The sequence below is a fragment of the Janthinobacterium sp. AD80 genome (genome assembly GCF_002878455.1).
GTDB lineage: Bacteria > Pseudomonadota > Gammaproteobacteria > Burkholderiales > Burkholderiaceae_D > Janthinobacterium.
Genome location: NZ_NRDQ01000029.1, coordinates 1 through 20,636, shown reverse-complemented (window position 1 = coordinate 20,636; position 20,636 = coordinate 1). Strand labels below are relative to the sequence as shown.

Sequence of the window (20,636 nt, the reverse complement as noted above, 5' to 3'; positions counted from 1 at the left end):
GTTGAACGGCGTAGTGGCTCAGCGCCTGATCCGCTCGAATTGTCCTGTCTGCAGCGAGCCGGAGCTGGCCAGCGAGGACATTCTGGAGCGATTAAAGGGGGCCGGCATAATGCAAGCCCAGATCACGTTGACGCGCGGACGTGGCTGTGAGCATTGCCGTAGTACCGGCTACAAGGGCCGTCACGCACTGGCCGAAGTACTGCCATTTGACGACACCCTACGCACGATGATATTGAACCGCGCCGATGTCACCGAGATCAAGCGCTATGCGCTGGAACTCGGCGTGCGCCCGCTGAACGTGCGCGCAATGGACCTGGTGGCCAGCGGCGCCACCACAATGGAAGAAATTGACCGCGTGGTGGCACATGATTGACGCATATCATATTTACCTGAACGGCAGCGAGGCAATGCTGCGTCGCCAGACCGGATGGGGGCGATGGCGCAGCGTCGAAGAGGTGGCGCGATGGCAGTGGGAGGCTGGCATACCAGCCAGCCTGAATTTTGCTGCGCTGGAACTGCGCAAGCGTCGGTATGCGACCTTGGCCGTGCATGTCGGATCTGCGCTAGGCAAATTCATGATGCTGGAACTGCCGGCCGGGCTGCAGGGCGAACAGGAGGAGCGTGCCGCCGCAGAGGCCCAGATGCAACACCAGCTGGGCTTGAACCCAGGGCAGTGGGAATTCACGTTGGACCATGTACCAGGGAGGGCAAAGGTAGTTGCCTGCGCGCTGCGCGCCGATATTGGCGCGCGGTTGCGCCAGCTGGCGAGCGAGCACGGCCTACGCCTGCTGTCTATGCGGCCCTATGTGACCGGCGTATGGAATGCGATGCAATTGCGGCGTGGACCATCGGCCCCAACCTTATCGCACGACAGGGCCGTCATCATGATAGAACGTGACGCTTTCACGATCGTGATTGAAAAGGACGGTGCAATGGAGGCGATGAGCGCCATGACGCACCGTCGCGAGCTCGATATGATCAACCGCGAGATGCGGCGCATGGCGTATTCCCTGGGGGAGGACGCACAGCAGCATATCCGCCTGGCAGTAGCGGGCGAACTCCTGCCGCTGGCACAGCTGCATGCCGAGAAAGTGCTCAAGGTGGATGACTATCTGCAGCCCGTCCTGTATGCCGATTTCCGTGACCTGCTATTCCAGTCTCCTGCGCAGGTGATCCCATGATGCTGCAGCTTGAGTTCATTCGTCGCCGCCGCGTTCCTTGGCTGGGACTCTTTTGCATGAGCTGCGCCCTGGCCTGGGGAGCAGTACTGGTGGCTGAGTCGCTCGCCTTGCACGAAGTGGCGATGCAGGATGCACAACGCGCCGTGCAACTTGAGCAGACGCTCAAGGAGCTGCGTCTAGCCGCGTTGAAGTTGCAAGCCAAAAGTGATCCGGAAACACTGCGCCGCCAAAAAGAACAGGAAAAAATCATTGCCGCGTTGCGTTATCCATGGACGAGAGTGCTATCGACAATTGAGCAGGCAGACTCCAATGAAGTTGCTGTTTTATCGTTGTCACATGAACAGGCAGGCGGTCAAACACAAATTGCCCTTGAAGCGCTGGACAGCCAGGCACTGGTGCATTTTGTCAATGCGCTCAATGAGGAGAGCAGTACCAATTTCCCAGGAGAGGAAGTCGATGGCCAAGCGCAATGGTATATCACGAATTATCAGAGCCAGCGCCAGGACGGTGCGCAAACGGTGAAGGGTACCATCTTGAATAAATAGCTGCCAGCCTGGCTGGTTTACAAGCAAAAAAATCTACTAAAAAATATATTTTTATTATTCTACATTCTAATTTTTTGATATCATAAGAAAAAAATAGGAGATGGATATGCGCACAGTGTCTCGGGTAGTTAATGTATTGTTTGTTTTTCTGGCGTTGACTTGCGGCTCCGCGCATGCAGAACGTCGTCAGATATTGTATTCCGCAGCATCAGGCCAGCCAAGCTGGAAATTGGAAAATTACATGGCGGATGCAGTTGCAATCTGGAATACGCCTTCCTCTTGCAACAACGGATTAATTACCTTTCCAAGCAACATGAGCGCCGCCGACAAAAATCGTTTTTATGCGACGTTGATGGCTGCAAAGACATCCAATGCCACGATGTTTATTTATTATGACGATATTCCAGGTTCCTGCATGCTTGTGAGTTTCGGATTGTTGTGACTCCTGTATATCCAAGCTGATGGATTGTTTACTATCTTGGTCTTACCGATTCAGTCAATTCATTTTTCAATAAAGAAAGCCATGTATGAAAATGAAAAATATCGCCAATCTAGTCCTTCTCTCGGCAACTCTTATCAGCACGACCGCAAACGCTGCATTTTGTGACGAAAATATCGTAACCCTGATCAGTCATTCAAACGGCAACGTTTATTTCACAACCGACAAAACTTGTCAGTACTGGTGCCAAATTTCTGGAAATCCGGCCTTCATAAAACAGACATATGCAATGATGATGACCGCACAATTGACCAATAAAAAACTAGCGTTTGCGTGGAACGAATTGACTGCATGCAATGAAATAAATAAAGTCTATGCCGTGCCTGATTTCGCGGTTGCAGCACCATGATAAGTACATTAAAAGTCAATGATTTCGCAGCAATCAGTGTCGCTTGCCTAGAACCTTAGAAATACTGTCGTGGCCGTTTTTTGCCCCCGGCCATGGCAGTGCCAGCAGATAATTGGCTATCCGATGACCAAGACAGCATCGGTCGATCATGTGCCAGTTACGTTCCAGTGACATTAACGATATCGGTAGGATGAGCGTCCTACCCCGACACTACTCCAGAACTCTCACTCCATGCCGCTCGGAGCCAATTTTCTTGTTGGCGCGTCACGCAGAAAAGCCATTTTGCGCACTGGTTCCTTTTTTTTGCCTAACAATGGTGCGGTCAAACGCACCCATCATCTCAGAAGGTCATGCCTTGCGCAGACTATAATCTCCTTTTTCTGCATTAATCAGCCTTCCGAGACGATGACCCAAGCTATCTGGCAATAGCCAGCCACACGGTTGCTATGGATTGTGACTGTCTTGTTCAATGCTTGTGCCATTAATAAAATACTTAAAATACCTTTGTAATTCGCATCGGCCGCATTCAAGTAGCTCCAGGCTGGTGGCGATGCAATTTCGCTTGGACACGGTGGCGTGGCTGAAGACAGATAGACGCGAAGGTCGAAGTTTCCGGCCCCGCCGGCGCCTCCAACAGCCTCGATTTGTGCGATTTTCCCGCTAGTCACGCCATCCCAAGCAGTTGCCTGCACGCTGGCAAAGAAAAACAACATAGCGCAAAAAAAATTCTTCATGACGATCCTTGGACGTACATTCATTTAAATTTCCTGCATGAAATATACTATTTTCTTACCACTGTGGCTACTATTTTAGCCCCTCATTGCTAATTTTATCCAGTACTGCCAGCCCGGACTCACGCACATCAGCCAGCTCGAGATCACATAGAAAATTTTTTGAACCGCATGGCTATTTCGCCGATTGCCTTACCTCCTTTTGATCGAAATACGGGGAAATGTTTGTCGCTTCGATTCGACGTTTTCCAAAATTCGATGCGCGTGGTGGTGATGGCCACGCGCCAACACAATCGCGTTGGATGCAAGCACCGGGCAGGTAGCAGCAGAAGTGCATGCAACGTACTCTTTTTAATTCTCGTTATGGTGCTTGTTGCCCCTGCTACTGACACCCCGTGTAAGTAAACCATTAGACGCGATGGTGGCTGTCTGTGCGATCTATTTCCTGACATGTTATACAGCAGAGTGCAAGTTATAAATTTTCCATTTTTTTTGATATTTAGTTTGCAATTTTTTACTTGCTATGGCGTAATATTTTAAAAATGACTGTTTCGTAAAAATAGACTATTGCAGGGGCTGATGTCCGTCGTTGAACAGCAATCGGTGTGAAAAGCCGCTTCCGGTTTTTGCTGTACTTCGGAAAGACTCTGTTCTGCCACGGAGAATGAATTGATGACATTGCGCATTTCCGGCAACAAACGACCTGCCGCGTTCCTGCAACGGTATTTGATTGGCGCCACCTTCTTGATTATTTGTGCAGCTGCACAAGCGCAAGGCGTCAGCGTATCGAATAGCGGCACACCAAGCTACACGATTCCGATTGCCGTGCCGCCGGGAATTGGCGGCATGACGCCCAATCTTGGCCTGCTGTATAGCGCCAGTGGCATCAATGGTCCGGTCGGCCATGGCTGGAGCGTGCAGGGCATCTCCCTCATTACCCGCTGTGCCGGCAACAAGCGTATCGATGGCGTGGCGCGCAGCGTCGAATATGGCGGCAACGATAAATTGTGCCTGGATGGCCAGCGCCTGATCCAGACCGATGCCTCCGGCAATCCCGTTGCGAACCAACAAGGCGATAGCCTCGGCGGCGCCGGCATGGTGCGCGAGTACCGCACCGACAAGGATATCTATGCGCGCATCCGCGCCTATAGCGCAAACGGTGATCCCGCCAACGGCCCATCCTATTTCAAGGTGTGGACCAAGAGCGGCCAGATCTACGAATATGGTGATATGGCGGGCAATGCTGCCATCAATGTCATCAACAAGGGAACCATCACGGCTTGGGCCGTCAGCCGCATCAGCGACACGCTGGGCAATTACATAGATTTCCGTTATGAACAGCGCGACGTCGCCTGGGGCAGCGGACCCGCCGTCGGCAACGCAACACCGGGCCACGAGTGGCGCCTCAAAGAAATTATCTACACGGGTACGGCGGCGCAGCAACCGGTTAACCGCGTAGTGTTCGAATACACCGAACGCCCCGACAGGGCCCGCGGCACGCTGCAGGACCGCTCCGAAGCCTATCACCAGGGCGGCAAGAATGTCAGCGTCTGGCTCCTCGACAAGGTCTCGACATATATCAACTGGCCCGGCAATGTATCCGCCAAGCCGGCCAATGCGGTGCATGTCAAGTCGATCAAACTCGACTATGACAACGGACCCGTGACCTTGCGCAGCCGGTTAGTCAAAGTGCGCGAATGCGCCGATCTCAATCTGAGTAAATGCTTGCCGGCCACCACCTTTACTTATTCGCCGGGTGGCGGATTAAGCTATACGTCCAACACAGCTTTCAAAAATACAGAATTATCGACCACCGTCATGACCAGCTTGACAGGAGCCTATGGGGTGTTGACGGGTGACTTTTTCGGCAAAGGCCGCACCAGCATACTACGCTGGTCGAATGTGCCTAGTGAAAACCGGTTATTCCGCAGCGACGGCGATGGTGCTTTTACTGCCATTCCAAACGGTACGGGAGCAGGGCAGTTCAACATCACCAACCAGAATCTCTTTAAGAGCGACGGCTGCTACACCTCCACCGCCATCGATTTTAATGGCGATGGATTGACCGATATTCTGCGCGCTCGGGGAGATAGTATAAGTGGTTGCGGTACAGTGCCGAGCATCTTGTATCTCTCCAATGGCGATGGGTCATTCAATGCAATCCCTATCGCCGGTATTGAAATGATGAAAATACCGTCTGCGACGCTGGATCGCTTTGACTGTTCTGGACCGCATGATCCCGACCTTTCATGCGAAGAGTACGGGAAGTATATCGGTGTATCGCGCAATCTTGGGCAAACCTATTATCTGATGGATGTGAATAATGATGGCCTGTTGGACATTGTTACCGCCATACTCCCAGAATTCACCACGACACTAAATCCTCCCAGCGATGCGGCACTGTGTGCCAACCTTATTTGCAACCGGATTTTCCTGGGGCAAACCAATGGCACATTCAGTGAGCTTCAATCAAGCAATATTACGCATGTTTCGCTATATGGAGAGCCCCAGCAGTCACTTGGTTATGGCGGCAGCACTTCCTATATCGGCGACGTCAATGGCGATGGGCTAACTGATTTTGTCGTAAAAAGCGGTATTTGGCTATCGCGTGGCGATGGCAATTTCGACTATGATCCGGCCCATCAAGCAATATCTGCATGCTATTTCCCGGCGGATTTCAATGGCGATGGACGTTCCGATTGCATTCTTCCCTCCGCAAATGGTGTATTCCAGTCATTGATGGTGGCTGACGGCACCTACTTACAGAGAAAAGCCGGCAACTTCAATCTTAATTCTGCGGATGCTGGATTGCAAGAACAAGACATGTATGGCCGCCAGACCAGCGGGATGCAGGTAGCGGACTTCAATGGCGATGGCCGCGCCGATATCCTGCACTGGAAAGACGATCCCTCGCAGAACCGCATCTATCAGAGCAATGGCGACGGCACCTTCAGCGCCGGCGCCTTCAACCTGACCACCACCAACGACCAGCTGCAAAAGAGCGACGGCAGCGCACGCTTTGTGCTGGGCGACTTCAGCGGACGCGGCGCTATCGAAATCTTGCGCCTGAAAGCGTCGCCTTCCTCGGCGAACGACGCCAGCCGCAACCAGCTGTACGCCAAGACGGATCCCATGCCACCAGACCAGCTGATGTCGGTGCGCACCGGCAATGGCATCACCACCAGCTTGAACTGGGTGCCGCTGACCAACCCAAACACTGGTAGCCTGGGCCAGCGCTACAAGAGCGATCGCGGGACGCCTGACGCGGCCGTGTACCCCATGGTCGACGTGCTCACGCCAACCTATGTCGTCGCCACCGTGACGACCAATGCCGGCTTTGGCGGCACCCTGCAAAAGACCGAATATGCGTACAGCGGCATGAAGATGGCCTATGATGGCCGTGGCTGGCTGGGATTCCGCAGCTACGCCATCCAGAATACCGCGCCCAACGACGAATACCTGACGGTTACCACGCAAAACATCCAGAACGGCCCCAATCCCGGTCCAGCCAGCATGAGTGAAACACGCCGTGGCGCCCTGGACCAGCCCTCCGCGCCACTGCTCAGCCGCAGCACCTTTATCTACTGCGACAAAACGGCAGCGGCCGGTGCGCAGGAGGCCGCCAGCCCAGGCGCGCCATGCGCCACCAGCGCCAAGGTACAGCGTCCTTACCTGTATAAAAGCACGGAAGAGGGCTGGGATCTCGAAGGCGTGGCACTGCCGACAGTGACGACCACCAACACGTTCAACAACAGCGGCGACGCCCGCGAGATTCTGACGGTCACCAGCAGCACCTCCGGCCCGGCGCAAAGCAGCAGCAAGCGCACGACGAATGACTACCTTGCCGACAATACCAGCGGCGATAGCTGGATACTCGGGCGCCTGAAAACGGCCACGGTCTTGAGTGATGTCAGCGCCAGTTCGAGCCTGCTGCCGACCGTGTCGGCCGGTGCCCCGACGTCGGGCTCGGGCACCGATCCGGGTGTCACGCCCATCGAGCCGGCAATGAATCCCGCTGCAATGATGGCCATCATCAACCTGCTGCTGGGAGACGACTGAGATGGCCGCCGACATCAGCACACACGCCACGGCCGGCAAGGCCAAGTTCAACCATTTTCTGCCAGGCATGGCAAGGAACGCAATGCGACAATTGACTTGCTGGCTGATCGCGCTGTGCGCGTTCGGCGCTCCCCTGGCGCAGGCGCAGTCGCCGGCCAACCCGCTGGCCTACAGCCGCTCCAGCTCCTTCGAATATGACCCGGTGACAGGGCTGCTGAAAAAAGAAATCGTCGAGCCTGGCACCGCGTCCTGCGTCACCACCAGCTATGCCTATGATGGCTACGGCAACCGCATTAGTGCGACCACCAGCGACTGCGGCTCGGGCGGGCGCGCCGCGTTCCTCAGCCGCAGCAGCGGTAGCACGTATGCCGCCAGCACGGTCGCGCTGGCCGGCATCGGCAACGTCAGCATTCCGGCAGGCACCTTTGCCAATACATCGACGAATGCCCTGGGACATGCGGAGAGCAAGGAATACGATCCGCGCTTTGGCGCACTCACCGCGCTGACAGGGCCGAATGCCCTGACGACACGCCTGCAGGTCGATGATTTCGGCCGCACCGTACGCGAAACGCGCGCCGATGGCGGCAGCACCGTCACCGCCTACTGTTATTTGCCGGAACGGGGCATCGAAGATGTCAGTTCGAACAGTCCGCACTGCCCGGCGCCGCCGCGCGCCGAATGGACACCCGAGGCAATCAGTTTTGTCCACGTCGAACCGCGCAACAGCGCCGACGCGAAGAACGGGCCGTTTTCGCGCGTCTACATGGACAGCGCCGGGCGCAAGGTACGCACCGTCACCGAAGCCTACGATGGTGCCGCCCAGCCGGGCGGCACGGGGCGCCTGGTGGTACAGGATACCGACTATAACGCCCAAGGTGTGGCGGTACTGAGCACCCAGCCATACTTCCTCGATTCGCAGTCCTCGAGCAGCGGCGGCAGCGGCGACTATGGCATGAGCATGAATATCTACGATGCGTTAGGCCGTGTCGTACGCGTGTATACCAGCGATCCGCTGGGCAAGCACGGCAGCGTGCAGTTCGGCGCGCGCCGCGCCATGAACGCGGCAAAAAACATCATTTTCTACAAGGGACTGACGGTCACTTACGAGAACGACCACGGGCAGCAGCGTCTGGAAGAAAAAAATATCGATGGCAAGCTGGTACGCGTGACGAATACACTGGGCGCCCAGCTGGCGCACCAGTATGACGCATTCGGCAACCTGATCCAGACCCGTGATGCGATGCAGAACGTCATCAGCGTGAAATACGATATCCGCGGGCGCAAGAAGGAGATGGTCGATCCGGATACGGGCTGGTGGCAGTACGACTACAACGCGCTGGGTGAACTGGTGTGGCAGCAAAGTCCGAACCAGCGCGCGCTGAATCAAGCCACGACCCTGGAATACGACCTGCTGGGGCGCCTCATCAACCGCTCCGAACCGGAATACGCCAGCTACTGGCGCTATGACCGCTACCTCGATGGCAGCGCCTGCAGCAAAGGCATCGGCAAGCTGTGCTCGAGCGGCAGCAGCAATGGTGTGAGCCGCAAGATCGCCTACGACAGCCTGGGACGGCCGGTCAATACGCGCACGGATGTGACGGGCGGGCCCAGCTTTGCCAGCGGCGTGCGCTACGACGCAAATGGCCGCCTGGTGAGCCAGATCTATCCGACCGGCGTGCAGGTGGACTATCAATATACGCCGAAGGGTTTCCTGTCCTCTGCCACGCTGGCGCAGGCGGCCAGCATCACGCCGCTGCCGGGCGCGAATGGCGCGGCGACGGCACCGGCGACGAGCCGCCCGGCTGGCAGTTTGCTGTGGCAAGGCCAGTTCTATGACGCGCGCGGCCAGGCGGAGCAGCAGTTCTATGGCAACAACGTCACGGTACGCGCCGACTTCGAACCGGTCACGGGGCGCATCCGCAGCAACACGGCCGCCTTCACGGGCTCGTACCCAGCGATCCTGAATTACCAATATGAGTGGGACAGTTTGAACCATCTGCGCAAGCGCATCGATGCGAATGGCGACGGTGTCACCGGCTCGGTGACGGATGATTACGATTACGATCCGATCGGCCGCCTGCGCAATTACACCGTGTCGGCACCGGCGGTGCCGGGGCTACAACGCACGGTCAGCCTGCAATACAACGCGCTGGGCAGCGTGTTGTACAAGAGCGATGTCGGCACCTACAGCTATCCGGCATCCGGGCCAGGCGTGGTGCGCCCGCATGCCCTGACCAGCGTCAGCGGTGCGATCCCGGCCAGTTATACCTATGATGCGAACGGTAACCTGACAGGCGCCAGCGCCGGCAGCTACCGCAAGATCAGCTACACCAGTTTTAACCTGCCCGATGGCCAGAATGGCCTGGAAGGCCCCAACGGTTATCCGCGCTACAGCTGGCAGTACGATGAAAACCACCAGCGCGTGAAGGAAACCCGTGTCGGCAGCAACGGCACGCGCGTGACGTGGATGATGCACCCGGACAATGCCGGCGGCCTGGGCTTCGAGAGCGAGCAGAACGGCAGCAGCATCAGCAACCGTCATTACCTGTCGATCGGCGGCGCCAGCCTGGGCGTGCTGGTGACAACAGGCAGCCTGCCGGCACTGGGGGCAGGGCAGATGGTGCCGTGGATACCGCCTAGCCTGGTGATCGTGAAATTGGAATACTGGCATAAGGACCTGCAGGGCAGCCTGGTCAGCACCACCGACCATAACGGCACGCTGACGGCACGCTACTCCTACGATCCATTCGGAAAGCGGCGCACGGCCAGTGGCAACTACGACGCCAGCGGCAAGCTGGTGTATGACTGGAACAATACCAGCAGCGGCACGGACCGCGGCTACACGGGCCACGAGCACTTGGACGATGTCGGCGTGATCCACATGAACGGTCGCATCTTCGATCCGCGCCTGGGCATGTTCATGCAGGGCGATCCGTTCATCCAGGATCCGATGAACCTGCAGAACTACAACCGCTACGCGTACTGCTATAACAATCCGATGACCTGCACGGATCCGAGTGGCTATCTATTTAATGGATTGATTAAATTTGGACTGGTAGATAACCTGTGGAATAACCATATTAAAAAGTATGCACCAGTGATCGCGGCTGTGGTGATCAGTGTATATTTACCCGGAAGTAATTTTCTAATTGGCTTGGGTGCGGAAGGTGCTGTTGCACAAGCGGCCGTCACTGGATTTATCAGCGGGACTGTCGCAACAGGAAATATAAAAGGAGGGCTGCAAGGTGCCTTTACTGCCGGTATGTTTGCCGGGGCAGGGAATGTGATCGCGGGAGGCAATTTCCTTACAGGCGCTAGGGAGGCTGCGGCATGGAGCGGCCCTGCTGGCCTTGCGCTCCATGGAGTGGTAGGCTGTGTAACAAGCTCAGCAACCGGCGGTTCGTGTGGTTCTGGTGCACTTAGTGCTGCTTTCACCAAAGCGATGTCAGGCACGGATTTTATGAAAAATATTACCGAATCTGGAAATAGGTTAAATGGTGCGGCAGTCAGTGCGGTCATGGGGGGGACAGTTTCCGTATTGGGAGGTGGAAAATTTACTAACGGGGCGGTGACAGGGGCGTTCAGCTATTTATTTAATGATGCGATTCATTCCGCTCGGAAATATGGAAATTTACCTTCCGATTTGGCGAGCAATGTTGGAAAAGTTATTGAATTAGTTAATGAAAGTGGAAATTCTGAATGGATTAAAGCGGGCGAACGAGCTTCCTTTAATTATGTTGACGGAAATAGAACGGATTATGAGGGAAATCCTGTAATGGCCGAGGCGAAAGGGGATAAAATTATATTCTATCGCGGCTCTATGGGTCTTACAGATTACGGGAAGCAGTATGTTACAGCTCATGAACTGGGCCACCTGCTAAACGAAGGTCGGCCGGTTGTCAGTGTTATGCTGACGCCAAATTATGAAGCATTTGCTGATAAATTTGCAATTGACTTATTAAAAATCTCACCGAGCAAGCGTCTCCCTCGAAATTTGGATAAATATTTCAATGATGCAACAAGTGAACAGAGGAATCGCTACTATCCAGGGAGAAAATAATGGGAAAGTTTTTTTGTCAGCGTTACTTACGTCATTTTTTTTTATTTTATTTTTTTGTGTTTTGTGACGTAAGTGCTAGAACCGTACTTTCTGCAGGAGATGAAAAATCATTTTCTCGAGCAATTTCAGTATATGAAGTTGAGATATTGGAATATGCGAAAATCGGTAAAAATAATTTTAATTGTGGAGTGGTTTACACTGCAAAAGTGAGTGAAACTTTAAAAGGGAAAAAAGTTAATTCAAAATTTCAGTTCGGATTTCTTGAGGGGCTGGAGATTGGTTCTTCATATGTTGTATATCTAGCACCAGAAAGAAATAAGAAATTACTTAGGGATATATTAAAGTCTAGAATGATGACTGATGATGATGTGAGGAGCTTTAATAAATATTGCCCATCGAATTTCAGCAACTATTATTTTCACTCAAAGAAAATTAACATTAAATAATTTTTCACTAAAATAAAAATAACTGTTTAGTTTAGTGCGATCATATCCCTCGTGGCAGCATGGCCCTGTTCCGCGCCAGAGCTGCGCTTGACGAGTTGATCCGTGTTCTTCCACCGTGCCCTGGCTGCCATCGTCATGGCGGCCCACGCAGCGTCGTTCGCGCTGCAGGACGTGCGCTGGGCAAGGATCTAACAGTGGTCCTCAAGACAGCCAAGGTCTCGCATAGCTGCGGTGGGCTTGCCAATTGCGAGGGGAGGGCCATATCTCACTATATTATCAAGGGAAGGATGCTTGGGAAATATGCATACGTAACTCCCCGTCAGCCATTTGTCATGGCTGCCTCTAAGGTTAACACATCAAATAGTAAAAGGAATTTATCAAATCATATTTTCGGCCTGCCTATGGCCATCTATTCACGGCCATGGCGGCTCTAGCATTCTCAACGTCTGTAGCAGCGGAGGGGCCTAGGTGATCCAACAACTCTGTCGTAAAGGGGCTTGTGGTGACCTGGGACGGTGGCGTCAACGTGGAACTGTCACCTGCTCTGACAGGCTGCGACTCGAATAGTGGCTATGGATCGGGCTTCGCATCCATTTATCCCGACCATCCTGGAATTAATCGCATCAAGGCCGATTTGTTGATTGCTTATATAACTGGAGGGACGATTGCGCTGTACTTTAGCGACGAAACATGAAAAGTAGTGGAGGTTATCCTTGGTGGACGGTAGAACTTTGACAAACACGATGTGCGTTTTTACCGGTTGCAGATTCAATACGAACGAGGGGTGATATGCATCAGGCGCAGCTTTAACGCTTGATAAAAACCGTCGTCAAAAATAATATCAGGTAGGTTTGACCAACTTCGGGGTGGTTTGTTTCTCTGGGCGGCGTTTTGTTCGGCGCTCTAAAGCTCCACATTGCTCTTGTATCAACTCCACATGAAATTTCTGATTTTCATTCCACTATTCGCCTATATTTTTTAAAATTGCAAATATTTTTGACAGTTATAATAAAATGGAATTTTTTAAAATGCCCCCTCCGGTGCATAGAATTTAATAAATTGATACATCTCCTAAGAATAGCCCTAACTTTATTTTTCGATTTTTGTGCTGCCTATTAATATGTTTCATGGTGATTAATTTCCTATCTCAGCCTCTATATAAATTTTTTGCTTATCAATGTACAATGTATTTTTTAGAAAAAAATCGCAATTCCGCCTTTCCGGCCGCCAGCATTGGCCATGGCTGGTCACTGGCACCGTACTGTGCTGCGCGACGTGGCTTGCTATTTCTGAATTGCCAACGCAGCGAGCGGATAACAAAACTGCTGCAGCCAAGGTGCGGATGTTGGAAGCCCAGCTGCGCACGCAAGCCGCTGATCCTGTGGCAACGCAGCAAAACCTAGCGGCACAATTGGCAGGTTTCGATAGCCTGTCTCTGGTGACGGCGGACTTGCAGTCGCTGGCGACGCAAAACGGCTTGCTGATGTCCGATGCGAGCTTCAAGCCAGCAGGCGACAATCAGCCAGACGCCAGGATCGGGCGCGTCGAGGTCAATGCACGTATCAAGGGTGCCTATTTACCGCTGAAGAAAACCCTGGCCGCGCTGCTGGCCACGCATGGCGGATTGGCGCTGGACTCGTTGTCGCTACGGCGCGCGCGCGCCAGCGATATCGTGATGGATATCGATCTGCGCTTCACCTACTTTTACCGGAAGCCAAGCTGATGGCAATATCGACGCCGACCTTGCCGTCCCGCCGGCAAGGCCTAAGGCTGGCAGCGCTACTCACAGTGGCCTTGTGCGGCTGGACCGCATGGCGCGAGCAAGAGAGCCTTGCATTGTCCACCGAAGATGCAAGGCCGCGCCGACAGGCCGCCCCAGCAGTTACGCTGGCTCAGGAAACCACCGCTGGCGAGGCGGGCGCTTTGCTGGAACGCGATCCTCTGGTGGAATCGAAAACAGACCTGTTCCGTTTCATCAGTTTCCAGCCGCCCGCACCGAAAGCCTTGCCGCCACCTCCGCCGCCACCTCCGCCAAAACCGAGCGCACCGACCTTTCCCTATCAGTACTTCGGGCGCATGGTCGATGTGGATGGCAGGACGGTTACTTATTTAACGCGTGGCGACACACTTATTCCCATCCACGCGCGCCAGTTGTTGGATAATACATACCGCATCGATGCCGTGACAGAAACGCAGATTGTGGTGACGTATGTGCCGCTGGAAGAAAAAATAGTGATCGCCGTGCAGACCGGTAATTAAATGGCTGGCGCCAGTAGGGCGTTCATATATAACAGGGAGTAAGGCATTGCGTTACAAGGGACATTATTTGGGCTGGGCCGGCGCGGTATGCAGCGCCGTCTTGCTGGCAGGATGCGGCACGCAATATATACGTGACGACGCTCAGCGCCAGATAGGCGCCGGCAAGTATGAGGATGCGCTACAGGCCTATGATAAAGCCCTGCTGAGCGATCCGGAAAGCGTGATTCTGCGCACCGGCCAGCTTGCTGCACGCGACACTATCCTGGCGCGCTTGCTGACAGCGGCGACGGCGGCGCGTTCGCGCGGCAATGAGACCCAGGCGAAGGAAATTCTGCAGCGTGCGCTGGCGATACAGCCCAATGAGGACAGAGCCAGGGCCATGCTGCTGGAAATCGAACGCGACACGCGGCAAAAGGCTGCTGTCGCCAGTGCCCGCGAGCTGATTGAGAAAGGCATGCGCGAGCGCGCCATGCTGGTGATCGAGGCTGCACTGAAGGATACGCCAAGAAATGCCGAATTGCTTGGACTGCAGCGGCAATTGGAGTTGGCCAGCAAACAGTCCGAGCTAAGTGTCGCAAGGCTGGCCGAAACGCGCCCCATCTCGCTCGACTTCCGCGATGCCAACCTGCGCATGGTGCTTGAGGCCCTGACGCGCAACAGCGGCATCAATTTTGTGCTCGACAAGGACGTGCGCCAGGATTTGCGCACCACTATTTTTCTGCGGCAGACACGTCTTGACGATGCGCTGGAATTGCTGACCTCAACGAGTCAGCTGACCTTCAAGGTGCTCGATGCGTCCACCGTGCTGATCTATCCGAAGACAGCAGAAAAGGCCAAGGAATACCAGGACCTGGTAATTCGCGCCTTCTATCTGTCCAGCGCGGACGTCAAGCAGACCGCCTTGCTGCTGAAAACCATGCTGAAGATACGTGAGCCTTTCATCGACGAAAAGCTGAACCTGATCATGGTCCGCGAAACACCGGAAACGATACGCCTGGCAGAACGCCTGATCGCGTTACACGATCTGTCCGAGCCGGAAGTCATGATGGAGGTGGAGGTGCTGGAGATAAAACGCTCCAGCCTGACCGAACTGGGCATCAAGTACCCGGACGGCTTCAACCTGACGCCGCTCGCGCCCGCCGGCTCGGACGGTTTTACGCTGGGCAACCTGAAAAGCCTGAATCGCGACTCCATCGGCATCAATTTGCCCGATGTGCGCATCAATCTGCACCGCGACGTGGGCGACGTGAATATACTGGCCAACCCCAAGATCCGCGCACGCAACCGCGAAAAAGCCAAGATCCTGATCGGCGACAAGCTGCCGGTGGTCACTACCACTGGCAGCTCCAACAATAACAGCTTCATTTCCGAATCGGTGCAATACGTCGATGTCGGCCTGAAGCTCGACGTCGAGCCGAATATCTACCTGGATGACGAGGTGGCCATCAAAGTTGGTCTGGAAGTCAGTTCGCTGGTGCGCGAGATCAAGACGGCTGCCGGTTCTCTGGTGTACCAGATCGGCACGCGCACCGCCAGCACGGTGCTGCGGCTGCGCGATGGAGAAACCCAGTTGCTTGCCGGCTTGATCAGCAACGAAGAGCGCATGAGTGCCAACCGCGTGCCCGGCATCGGAGATTTGCCTTTGGTAGGCCGGCTGTTCTCTTCGCAGCGCGACGATGGCCAGCGCACTGAGATCGTACTGTCGATCACGCCGCGTATCGTGCGCAATATCCGCAGACCGGACCTGAACCAGGCGGAGTTCTGGTCGGGGACCGAAAACGATGTGCGCAGCCGACCTTTGACCCTGCCAGCTGTGGAAAAGCCAGGCGCGGCCAAGGGCACGCCACCGGTTCCCGGCTTGCCAGGCGCGGTGCCCATGGCCCCGGGTGCGCCGCAGGGCGTGGCGCCGATGATGGTACTGCCGCAGGATGGAGGGGCACCAGCAGCGGCTACGCCGCAGGTGGCCGTATCGCTAGTGGGGCCACAGGAGGTCAAGGCTGGAGACACGTTTACCGTACATGTCAATGTGAAGGCAGCCACCGCTTTGCGGGGCATGCCGCTGAAGCTGCAGTTTTCACCACAGAACCTGCAAGTGGTCGACGTGGATGAAGGTGCCTTTTTCACCCAGGATGGCGCTACCGCCAGCGCGAGCAAGTCGATGGAGCAAGGCAAGGGCCTGGCATCGATGGCGATCCTGCGCACCGGTGCCGCTGGCGTGAAAGGAGAAGGCACGATGATGAGCTTCAAGTTCAAGGCGCTTGCTGCGGGCTCCGCCGAGATTCGCGTGCTGTCGGCCAAATCCATTTCCTCGACGCCAATCGACGCGGAGACCTTGCCAGCGCCGCTGCGCGTGATGGTCAAGTGAGTTCGTGCCATGCATAAACCGCGCAAATTTGCCCATCGCCTGCGCGCCGGTTACACCACTGTCGAGTTGCTCGTGGTGATGGTCGTACTCGGCATCCTGGCCACGGCCGCCATGCCGCTGGTCGAGCTGACGGCGACACGCAACAAGGAACGCGAACTGAAGCAGTCCTTGTGGGAAATCCGCCGCGCCATCGACGGCTACAAGCAGGCCTACGATGCTGGACGGATCGGCAAGGGGGAGCAAGGCAGCGGATACCCGCCATCGCTGGCAGTGCTGGTGCAGGGCGTGCCTGACCTGGCAGCAGGTGGTCAGACCATGTATCTGCTGCGGCGCATTCCGAAAGATCCGTTCGCGCCCGCCGATGTGAAGGCGGAATTGTCCTGGGGCTTGCGCAGCTACTTGTCTCCACCTGATGAGCCGAAGGAGGGCTCGGACGTGTTTGACGTCTATTCCACCTCGGACAGGGTCGGCATGAACGGCATCGCGTACCGGCTATGGTAACTCGCCCCTCAAGTCGCGGCTTTACGCTGATCGAACTGCTGGTCGTAATGGCGCTGATCGGCATGCTGCTATCGCTATCAGTGCCGCGCTATTTCGGCAATGTCGACAAGGCCAAGGAATCGGTGCTGCGGCAGAACCTGGCGCAGACGCGCGATGCAATCGACAAGTATTTTGGCGACAATGGCCGCTATCCCGATTCGCTCGACGAAATCGTTGCGCGCCGCTACCTACGCAAGCTGCCTGTCGACCCGATTACCGACCGCAGCGACAGCTGGGTCATCGTCGCGCCGGAAAAAAAGGACATGGGTGTCGTGTTCGACGTCAGGAGCGGTGCGGCGGGCCGCGCACGCGACGGGAGCGAGTATGCCTCGTGGTAACGCTGTTACGGCCCAGCATGGCTTTACCTATGTCGCCATGCTATTCGCGCTGGCGATGTTCGGTATTGGCCTGGCCGCCGTCGGCGAAGCATGGAGTACCGCGACACAGCGCGAGCGGGAGGAAGAGTTGATCCAGATCGGACAGGCGTATGTGCGCGCCATCGGTACCTATTACGCGCAGGCACCCGGTACGGCAAAAGCGTACCCGCCAGCACTGCAGGACCTGGTCGAGGACAGACGTTTTGTCGGCGTGCGGCGCCACTTGCGCAAGATTTACCTCGATCCAGTGAGCAAGGGGGCGAAGTGGGGACTGGTGAAGGCGGCCGATGGAGGTATCGCCGGCGTGTACAGTATGAGCGAAAAAGCCACCTTGCGGCGCCAGCCTTTGCTCCTGCCGGGTGCCGCGCCGGTGTCAGGTGGACGCTACACCGACTGGAAGTTTGTGTATGTGGCAGCGCCATGACGCGCGCCCCGCATACGGCAGCCGCTGCCCGTCAGAACCGATTGGATCTTCATGCAATTTAAGATACGCACATTTCATGCCTCCAGCGGCGCCATTGCAGAACGCACGGTGGACGGCGAGGATGCCGCCGCTGTCACGCGTATGGTGGAGCAGCAAGGCTACGCGGTATTGTCGGTCACTGCGCAGGGCCGGCGCATCCGCACGCGCGGCGTGTCCGGCATACGGGGTTTTAATCTTGTGCTGTTTTGCGACGAGCTGCGCACCCTGCTGTCATCCGGCATGTCGCTGGTGGAAGCGATTGACACCCTGTGCACCAAGGACAACGATGATGCCAAGCGCACCGTACTGCTGGAAATCAGGCAATTGCTTTTGGAGGGGAAACCTCTGTCATCGGCGCTGGAATTAAACCGTATCGGCTTTCCTCCGCTATTGATCGCCTCTATCCGTGCCAGTGAGCGCACCAGCCGGCTTGATGAGGCGTTGGAAGAATATGTGGCGTATGAAAAAGTGGGCCAGGAACTGGGCCGTAAGGTGGTCAGCGCGGCGATCTATCCCACTCTGGTTGTCGGCTTTGGGATGCTGGTATGCCTCTTCATGATTTCTTATGTCGTGCCCCGCTTTGCCAAAGTCTATGACGATTTTTCGCAAAAACTGAGTTTTTCCACGGTGATCCTGATGAAATTGGGGCAGGTCTCCAGCGATTATCTCGGTCTGATACTGGCAAGCTTAGCTGGACTGGTTGCGCTGGCGGTAATCGGCCACCGCAATGGCAAGCTAAAGATATTTCTACTTCGCGCGCTGGGCCGCTTCAAGTTTGTCCAGCATTACTTGCGCCTGTACCAACTGGCACGCATCTATCAAACCATGTCGATGCTGCTCAAGGGCGGCTATACGCTGAGCGATGCCATACCGCTAGCGCAAAACCTGGCCTTTGAAAAGAAACTCCAGGACCAGATACTTCGCGCGCGTGGCGTGATCCAGGAGGGCAAGCGCCTGTCGACGGCCTTTGCCGAGAATGGATTGACGGATACGGTGACCGAGCGGCTACTGCAGGTCGGAGAACGATCCGGCAACCTGGCACGCATCATGGACATCATCGCGCAGACATACCGCCAAGAATTTACCGTATTTATTGACCGCGCCACGAGGGTCGCGGAACCGATCTTGCTGATGGCCGTTGGCATCATGATTGGTGCGATTATTATTTTGATGTACATGCCAGTATTCGACCTGGCTGGAGGAATTTGATACATGAGTAGTGTCTCCACCTTAGCCGCCATGCCGCCGTTGAACACCTTGCTGGCGCAAGCGCGGGCCCGCGCGCGCGACAGTGGCCAGGCGCTGGCGGTTGAACTGGCGGCACTGGCCGGCTGCTCAGTGGCCGACCTCGCCGCGGCAGCCCCTGCCCAGCTGGATATGGAGTATTACCCGCAAGCCGCCATGCTGGCCTGCACTCCCGAATTCTCGCTACTGAGTTTTACGGACTGCGTCAAGCGCGTAATCTATCCGTTGCGGCTTCCGGGCGGCGATAGTTTCGTGGTGACCGATCCTTGGGACGACCACGCTTTGCAATGGCTGGCCAACAAAGTGGGCGGCTACCCGGCGCTGGCATGGGGCGACAAGACGGACATCCTGGCGGCGCTGGAACAGGCTCAACACCGTATCAAAGCCTCGAGCAGCTTGTCGGCCGGTGCGCCGGAACAGCGTAGCAGCGTTGGCGATGGCGCAGGAAATGTGATTTCGATCGAAACCATTGAACGCAGCACCAGTCCAATCGTACGCTTTGTCGATGCCGCTATTTATGATGCCTGGAAAGCTGGTGCCAGCGACATCCATTTTGAATGCGACCGCAATGGCGTGAAGGTCAAGCTGCGCCTCGATGGCGTACTGGTACCGGCATCCGAATTACCGGACCGCGTGCGCGCCGAGGAGGTCATCTCGCGCATCAAGGTGCTAGCGCAGCTCGATATCGCCGAGCGTCGCGTGCCGCAGGATGGTCGCTTCCGCATCGAGCTGGGTTCGCGCGAACTGGACTTCAGGGTTTCCATCATGCCCAGCATTTTTGGCGAGGATGCCGTGGTGCGACTGCTCGACAAAACGCAGTTGCGTGGCGATGCTCATGCCATTTCGCTGGCCAGCCTGGGCCTCGATGCCGATGCAATCGAGCGCATCCGCCGCCTGGCGAAGAAGCCGCATGGCATGCTGCTGGTCACCGGGCCGACGGGCAGCGGCAAGACCACGACGTTGTATGCGGCGCTCACGGAGATCCAGACCGGGCAGGAAAAGATCATTACCATCGAAGACCCTGTGGAGTATGAATTGCCGGGTGTATTGCAGATCCCCGTGAACGAAAAGAAGGGACTGACTTTTTCCCAAGGCCTGCGCTCCATTCTACGCCATGATCCAGACAAAATACTGGTGGGCGAAATCCGCGATGCCGAAACGGCCGAAATCGCCGTGCAAGCCGCATTAACGGGCCATCTGGTGTTTACAACCGTGCATGCGAATAGCGTATTTGACGTGATCAGCCGTTTTGCCCACATGGACATCGACTTATATAGCCTCATGTCGGCGTTGAACGGCGTAGTGGCTCAGCGCCTGATCCGCTCGAATTGTCCTGTCTGCAGCGAGCCGGAGCTGGCCAGCGAGGACATTCTGGAGCGATTAAAGGGGGCCGGCATAATGCAAGCCCAGATCACGTTGACGCGCGGACGTGGCTGTGAGCATTGCCGTAGTACCGGCTACAAGGGCCGTCACGCACTGGCCGAAGTACTGCCATTTGACGACACCCTACGCACGAT

16 protein-coding genes and 1 pseudogene are annotated in these 20,636 nt (G+C 55.8%); 16 read left to right on the top strand and 1 reads right to left on the bottom strand.

The features are described from left to right. From JaAD80_RS07175 to JaAD80_RS30175, 5 genes and pseudogenes are all read left to right on the top strand, one after another. Positions 1 to 373: pseudogene (locus JaAD80_RS07175) on the top strand (type II/IV secretion system protein); the annotation flags it as partial. After that, entirely contained in the window at positions 366 to 1,181 is an 816-nt protein-coding gene (locus JaAD80_RS07170) for a hypothetical protein (RefSeq protein WP_102293548.1), read from the top strand. The pseudogene JaAD80_RS07175 and the gene JaAD80_RS07170, both read left to right, overlap by 8 nt. After that, positions 1,178 to 1,726 carry a hypothetical protein gene (locus JaAD80_RS07165; RefSeq protein ID WP_102293547.1) on the top strand — a complete coding sequence of 183 codons (549 nt, stop codon included), beginning with the start codon at positions 1,178 to 1,180 and terminating at the stop codon, positions 1,724 to 1,726. The genes JaAD80_RS07170 and JaAD80_RS07165 overlap by 4 nt, the downstream gene beginning before the upstream one ends. A 100-nt stretch (positions 1,727 to 1,826) precedes the next feature. Then, positions 1,827 to 2,168: a hypothetical protein gene (locus JaAD80_RS30180; RefSeq protein WP_180979331.1), complete on the top strand. Its 342-nt coding sequence runs from the start codon at positions 1,827 to 1,829 to the stop codon at positions 2,166 to 2,168. Positions 2,169 to 2,253: 85 nt separating this feature from the next. Continuing rightward, entirely contained in the window at positions 2,254 to 2,574 is a 321-nt protein-coding gene (locus JaAD80_RS30175; protein WP_146012294.1) for a hypothetical protein, read from the top strand. A 389-nt stretch (positions 2,575 to 2,963) separates the two neighbouring features. Here the strand turns inward: JaAD80_RS30175 and JaAD80_RS30170 are convergent, their stop codons facing one another. Beyond that, on the bottom strand, positions 2,964 to 3,332 hold the full coding sequence (locus tag JaAD80_RS30170) for a hypothetical protein (protein ID WP_146012293.1): 369 nt from the start codon (positions 3,330 to 3,332) through the stop codon (positions 2,964 to 2,966). Positions 3,333 to 3,977: 645 nt separating this feature from the next. On the opposite strand from JaAD80_RS30170, the gene JaAD80_RS07160 reads away from it, so the two are divergent. From JaAD80_RS07160 to JaAD80_RS07115, 11 genes are all read left to right on the top strand, one after another. After that, positions 3,978 to 7,364: an FG-GAP-like repeat-containing protein gene (locus tag JaAD80_RS07160; protein WP_102293546.1), complete on the top strand. Its 3,387-nt coding sequence runs from the start codon at positions 3,978 to 3,980 to the stop codon at positions 7,362 to 7,364. 1 nt (position 7,365) lies between these two features. Next, on the top strand, positions 7,366 to 11,424 hold the full coding sequence (locus JaAD80_RS07155) for an RHS repeat-associated core domain-containing protein (protein ID WP_102293545.1): 4,059 nt from the start codon (positions 7,366 to 7,368) through the stop codon (positions 11,422 to 11,424). Further along, positions 11,424 to 11,870 carry a hypothetical protein gene (locus JaAD80_RS30165; protein WP_146012291.1) on the top strand — a complete coding sequence of 149 codons (447 nt, stop codon included), beginning with the start codon at positions 11,424 to 11,426 and terminating at the stop codon, positions 11,868 to 11,870. Before JaAD80_RS07155 ends, JaAD80_RS30165 begins: the two co-directional genes overlap by 1 nt. Positions 11,871 to 13,047: 1,177 nt before the next feature. Next, positions 13,048 to 13,593 carry a GspMb/PilO family protein gene (locus JaAD80_RS07150; RefSeq protein WP_146012290.1) on the top strand — a complete coding sequence of 182 codons (546 nt, stop codon included), beginning with the start codon at positions 13,048 to 13,050 and terminating at the stop codon, positions 13,591 to 13,593. Positions 13,594 to 13,706: 113 nt separating this feature from the next. Further along, entirely contained in the window at positions 13,707 to 14,129 is a 423-nt protein-coding gene (locus JaAD80_RS07145) for a hypothetical protein (protein ID WP_146012289.1), read from the top strand. Positions 14,130 to 14,349: 220 nt separating this feature from the next. After that, complete coding sequence (locus JaAD80_RS07140) at positions 14,350 to 16,494, top strand: cohesin domain-containing protein (RefSeq protein ID WP_146012288.1); 2,145 nt, start codon at positions 14,350 to 14,352, stop codon at positions 16,492 to 16,494. A gap of 9 nt (positions 16,495 to 16,503) precedes the next feature. Then, positions 16,504 to 16,995 carry a type II secretion system protein gene (locus JaAD80_RS07135; RefSeq protein ID WP_102293541.1) on the top strand — a complete coding sequence of 164 codons (492 nt, stop codon included), beginning with the start codon at positions 16,504 to 16,506 and terminating at the stop codon, positions 16,993 to 16,995. Continuing rightward, complete coding sequence (locus JaAD80_RS07130) at positions 16,989 to 17,372, top strand: type II secretion system protein (RefSeq protein ID WP_102293540.1); 384 nt, start codon at positions 16,989 to 16,991, stop codon at positions 17,370 to 17,372. Before JaAD80_RS07135 ends, JaAD80_RS07130 begins: the two co-directional genes overlap by 7 nt. Beyond that, positions 17,359 to 17,835: a type II secretion system protein gene (locus tag JaAD80_RS07125; protein WP_146012287.1), complete on the top strand. Its 477-nt coding sequence runs from the start codon at positions 17,359 to 17,361 to the stop codon at positions 17,833 to 17,835. The genes JaAD80_RS07130 and JaAD80_RS07125 overlap by 14 nt, the downstream gene beginning before the upstream one ends. A gap of 51 nt (positions 17,836 to 17,886) precedes the next feature. Further along, the gene (locus JaAD80_RS07120; RefSeq protein WP_102293538.1) at positions 17,887 to 19,083 is read left to right on the top strand and encodes a type II secretion system F family protein; all 1,197 of its coding nucleotides are present in this window, start codon (positions 17,887 to 17,889) and stop codon (positions 19,081 to 19,083) included. 30 nt (positions 19,084 to 19,113) lie between these two features. Continuing rightward, positions 19,114 to 20,636, top strand: a 1,523-nt coding sequence (locus JaAD80_RS07115; RefSeq protein WP_102293537.1) for a GspE/PulE family protein, incomplete at its 3' end; no start/stop codon positions are given.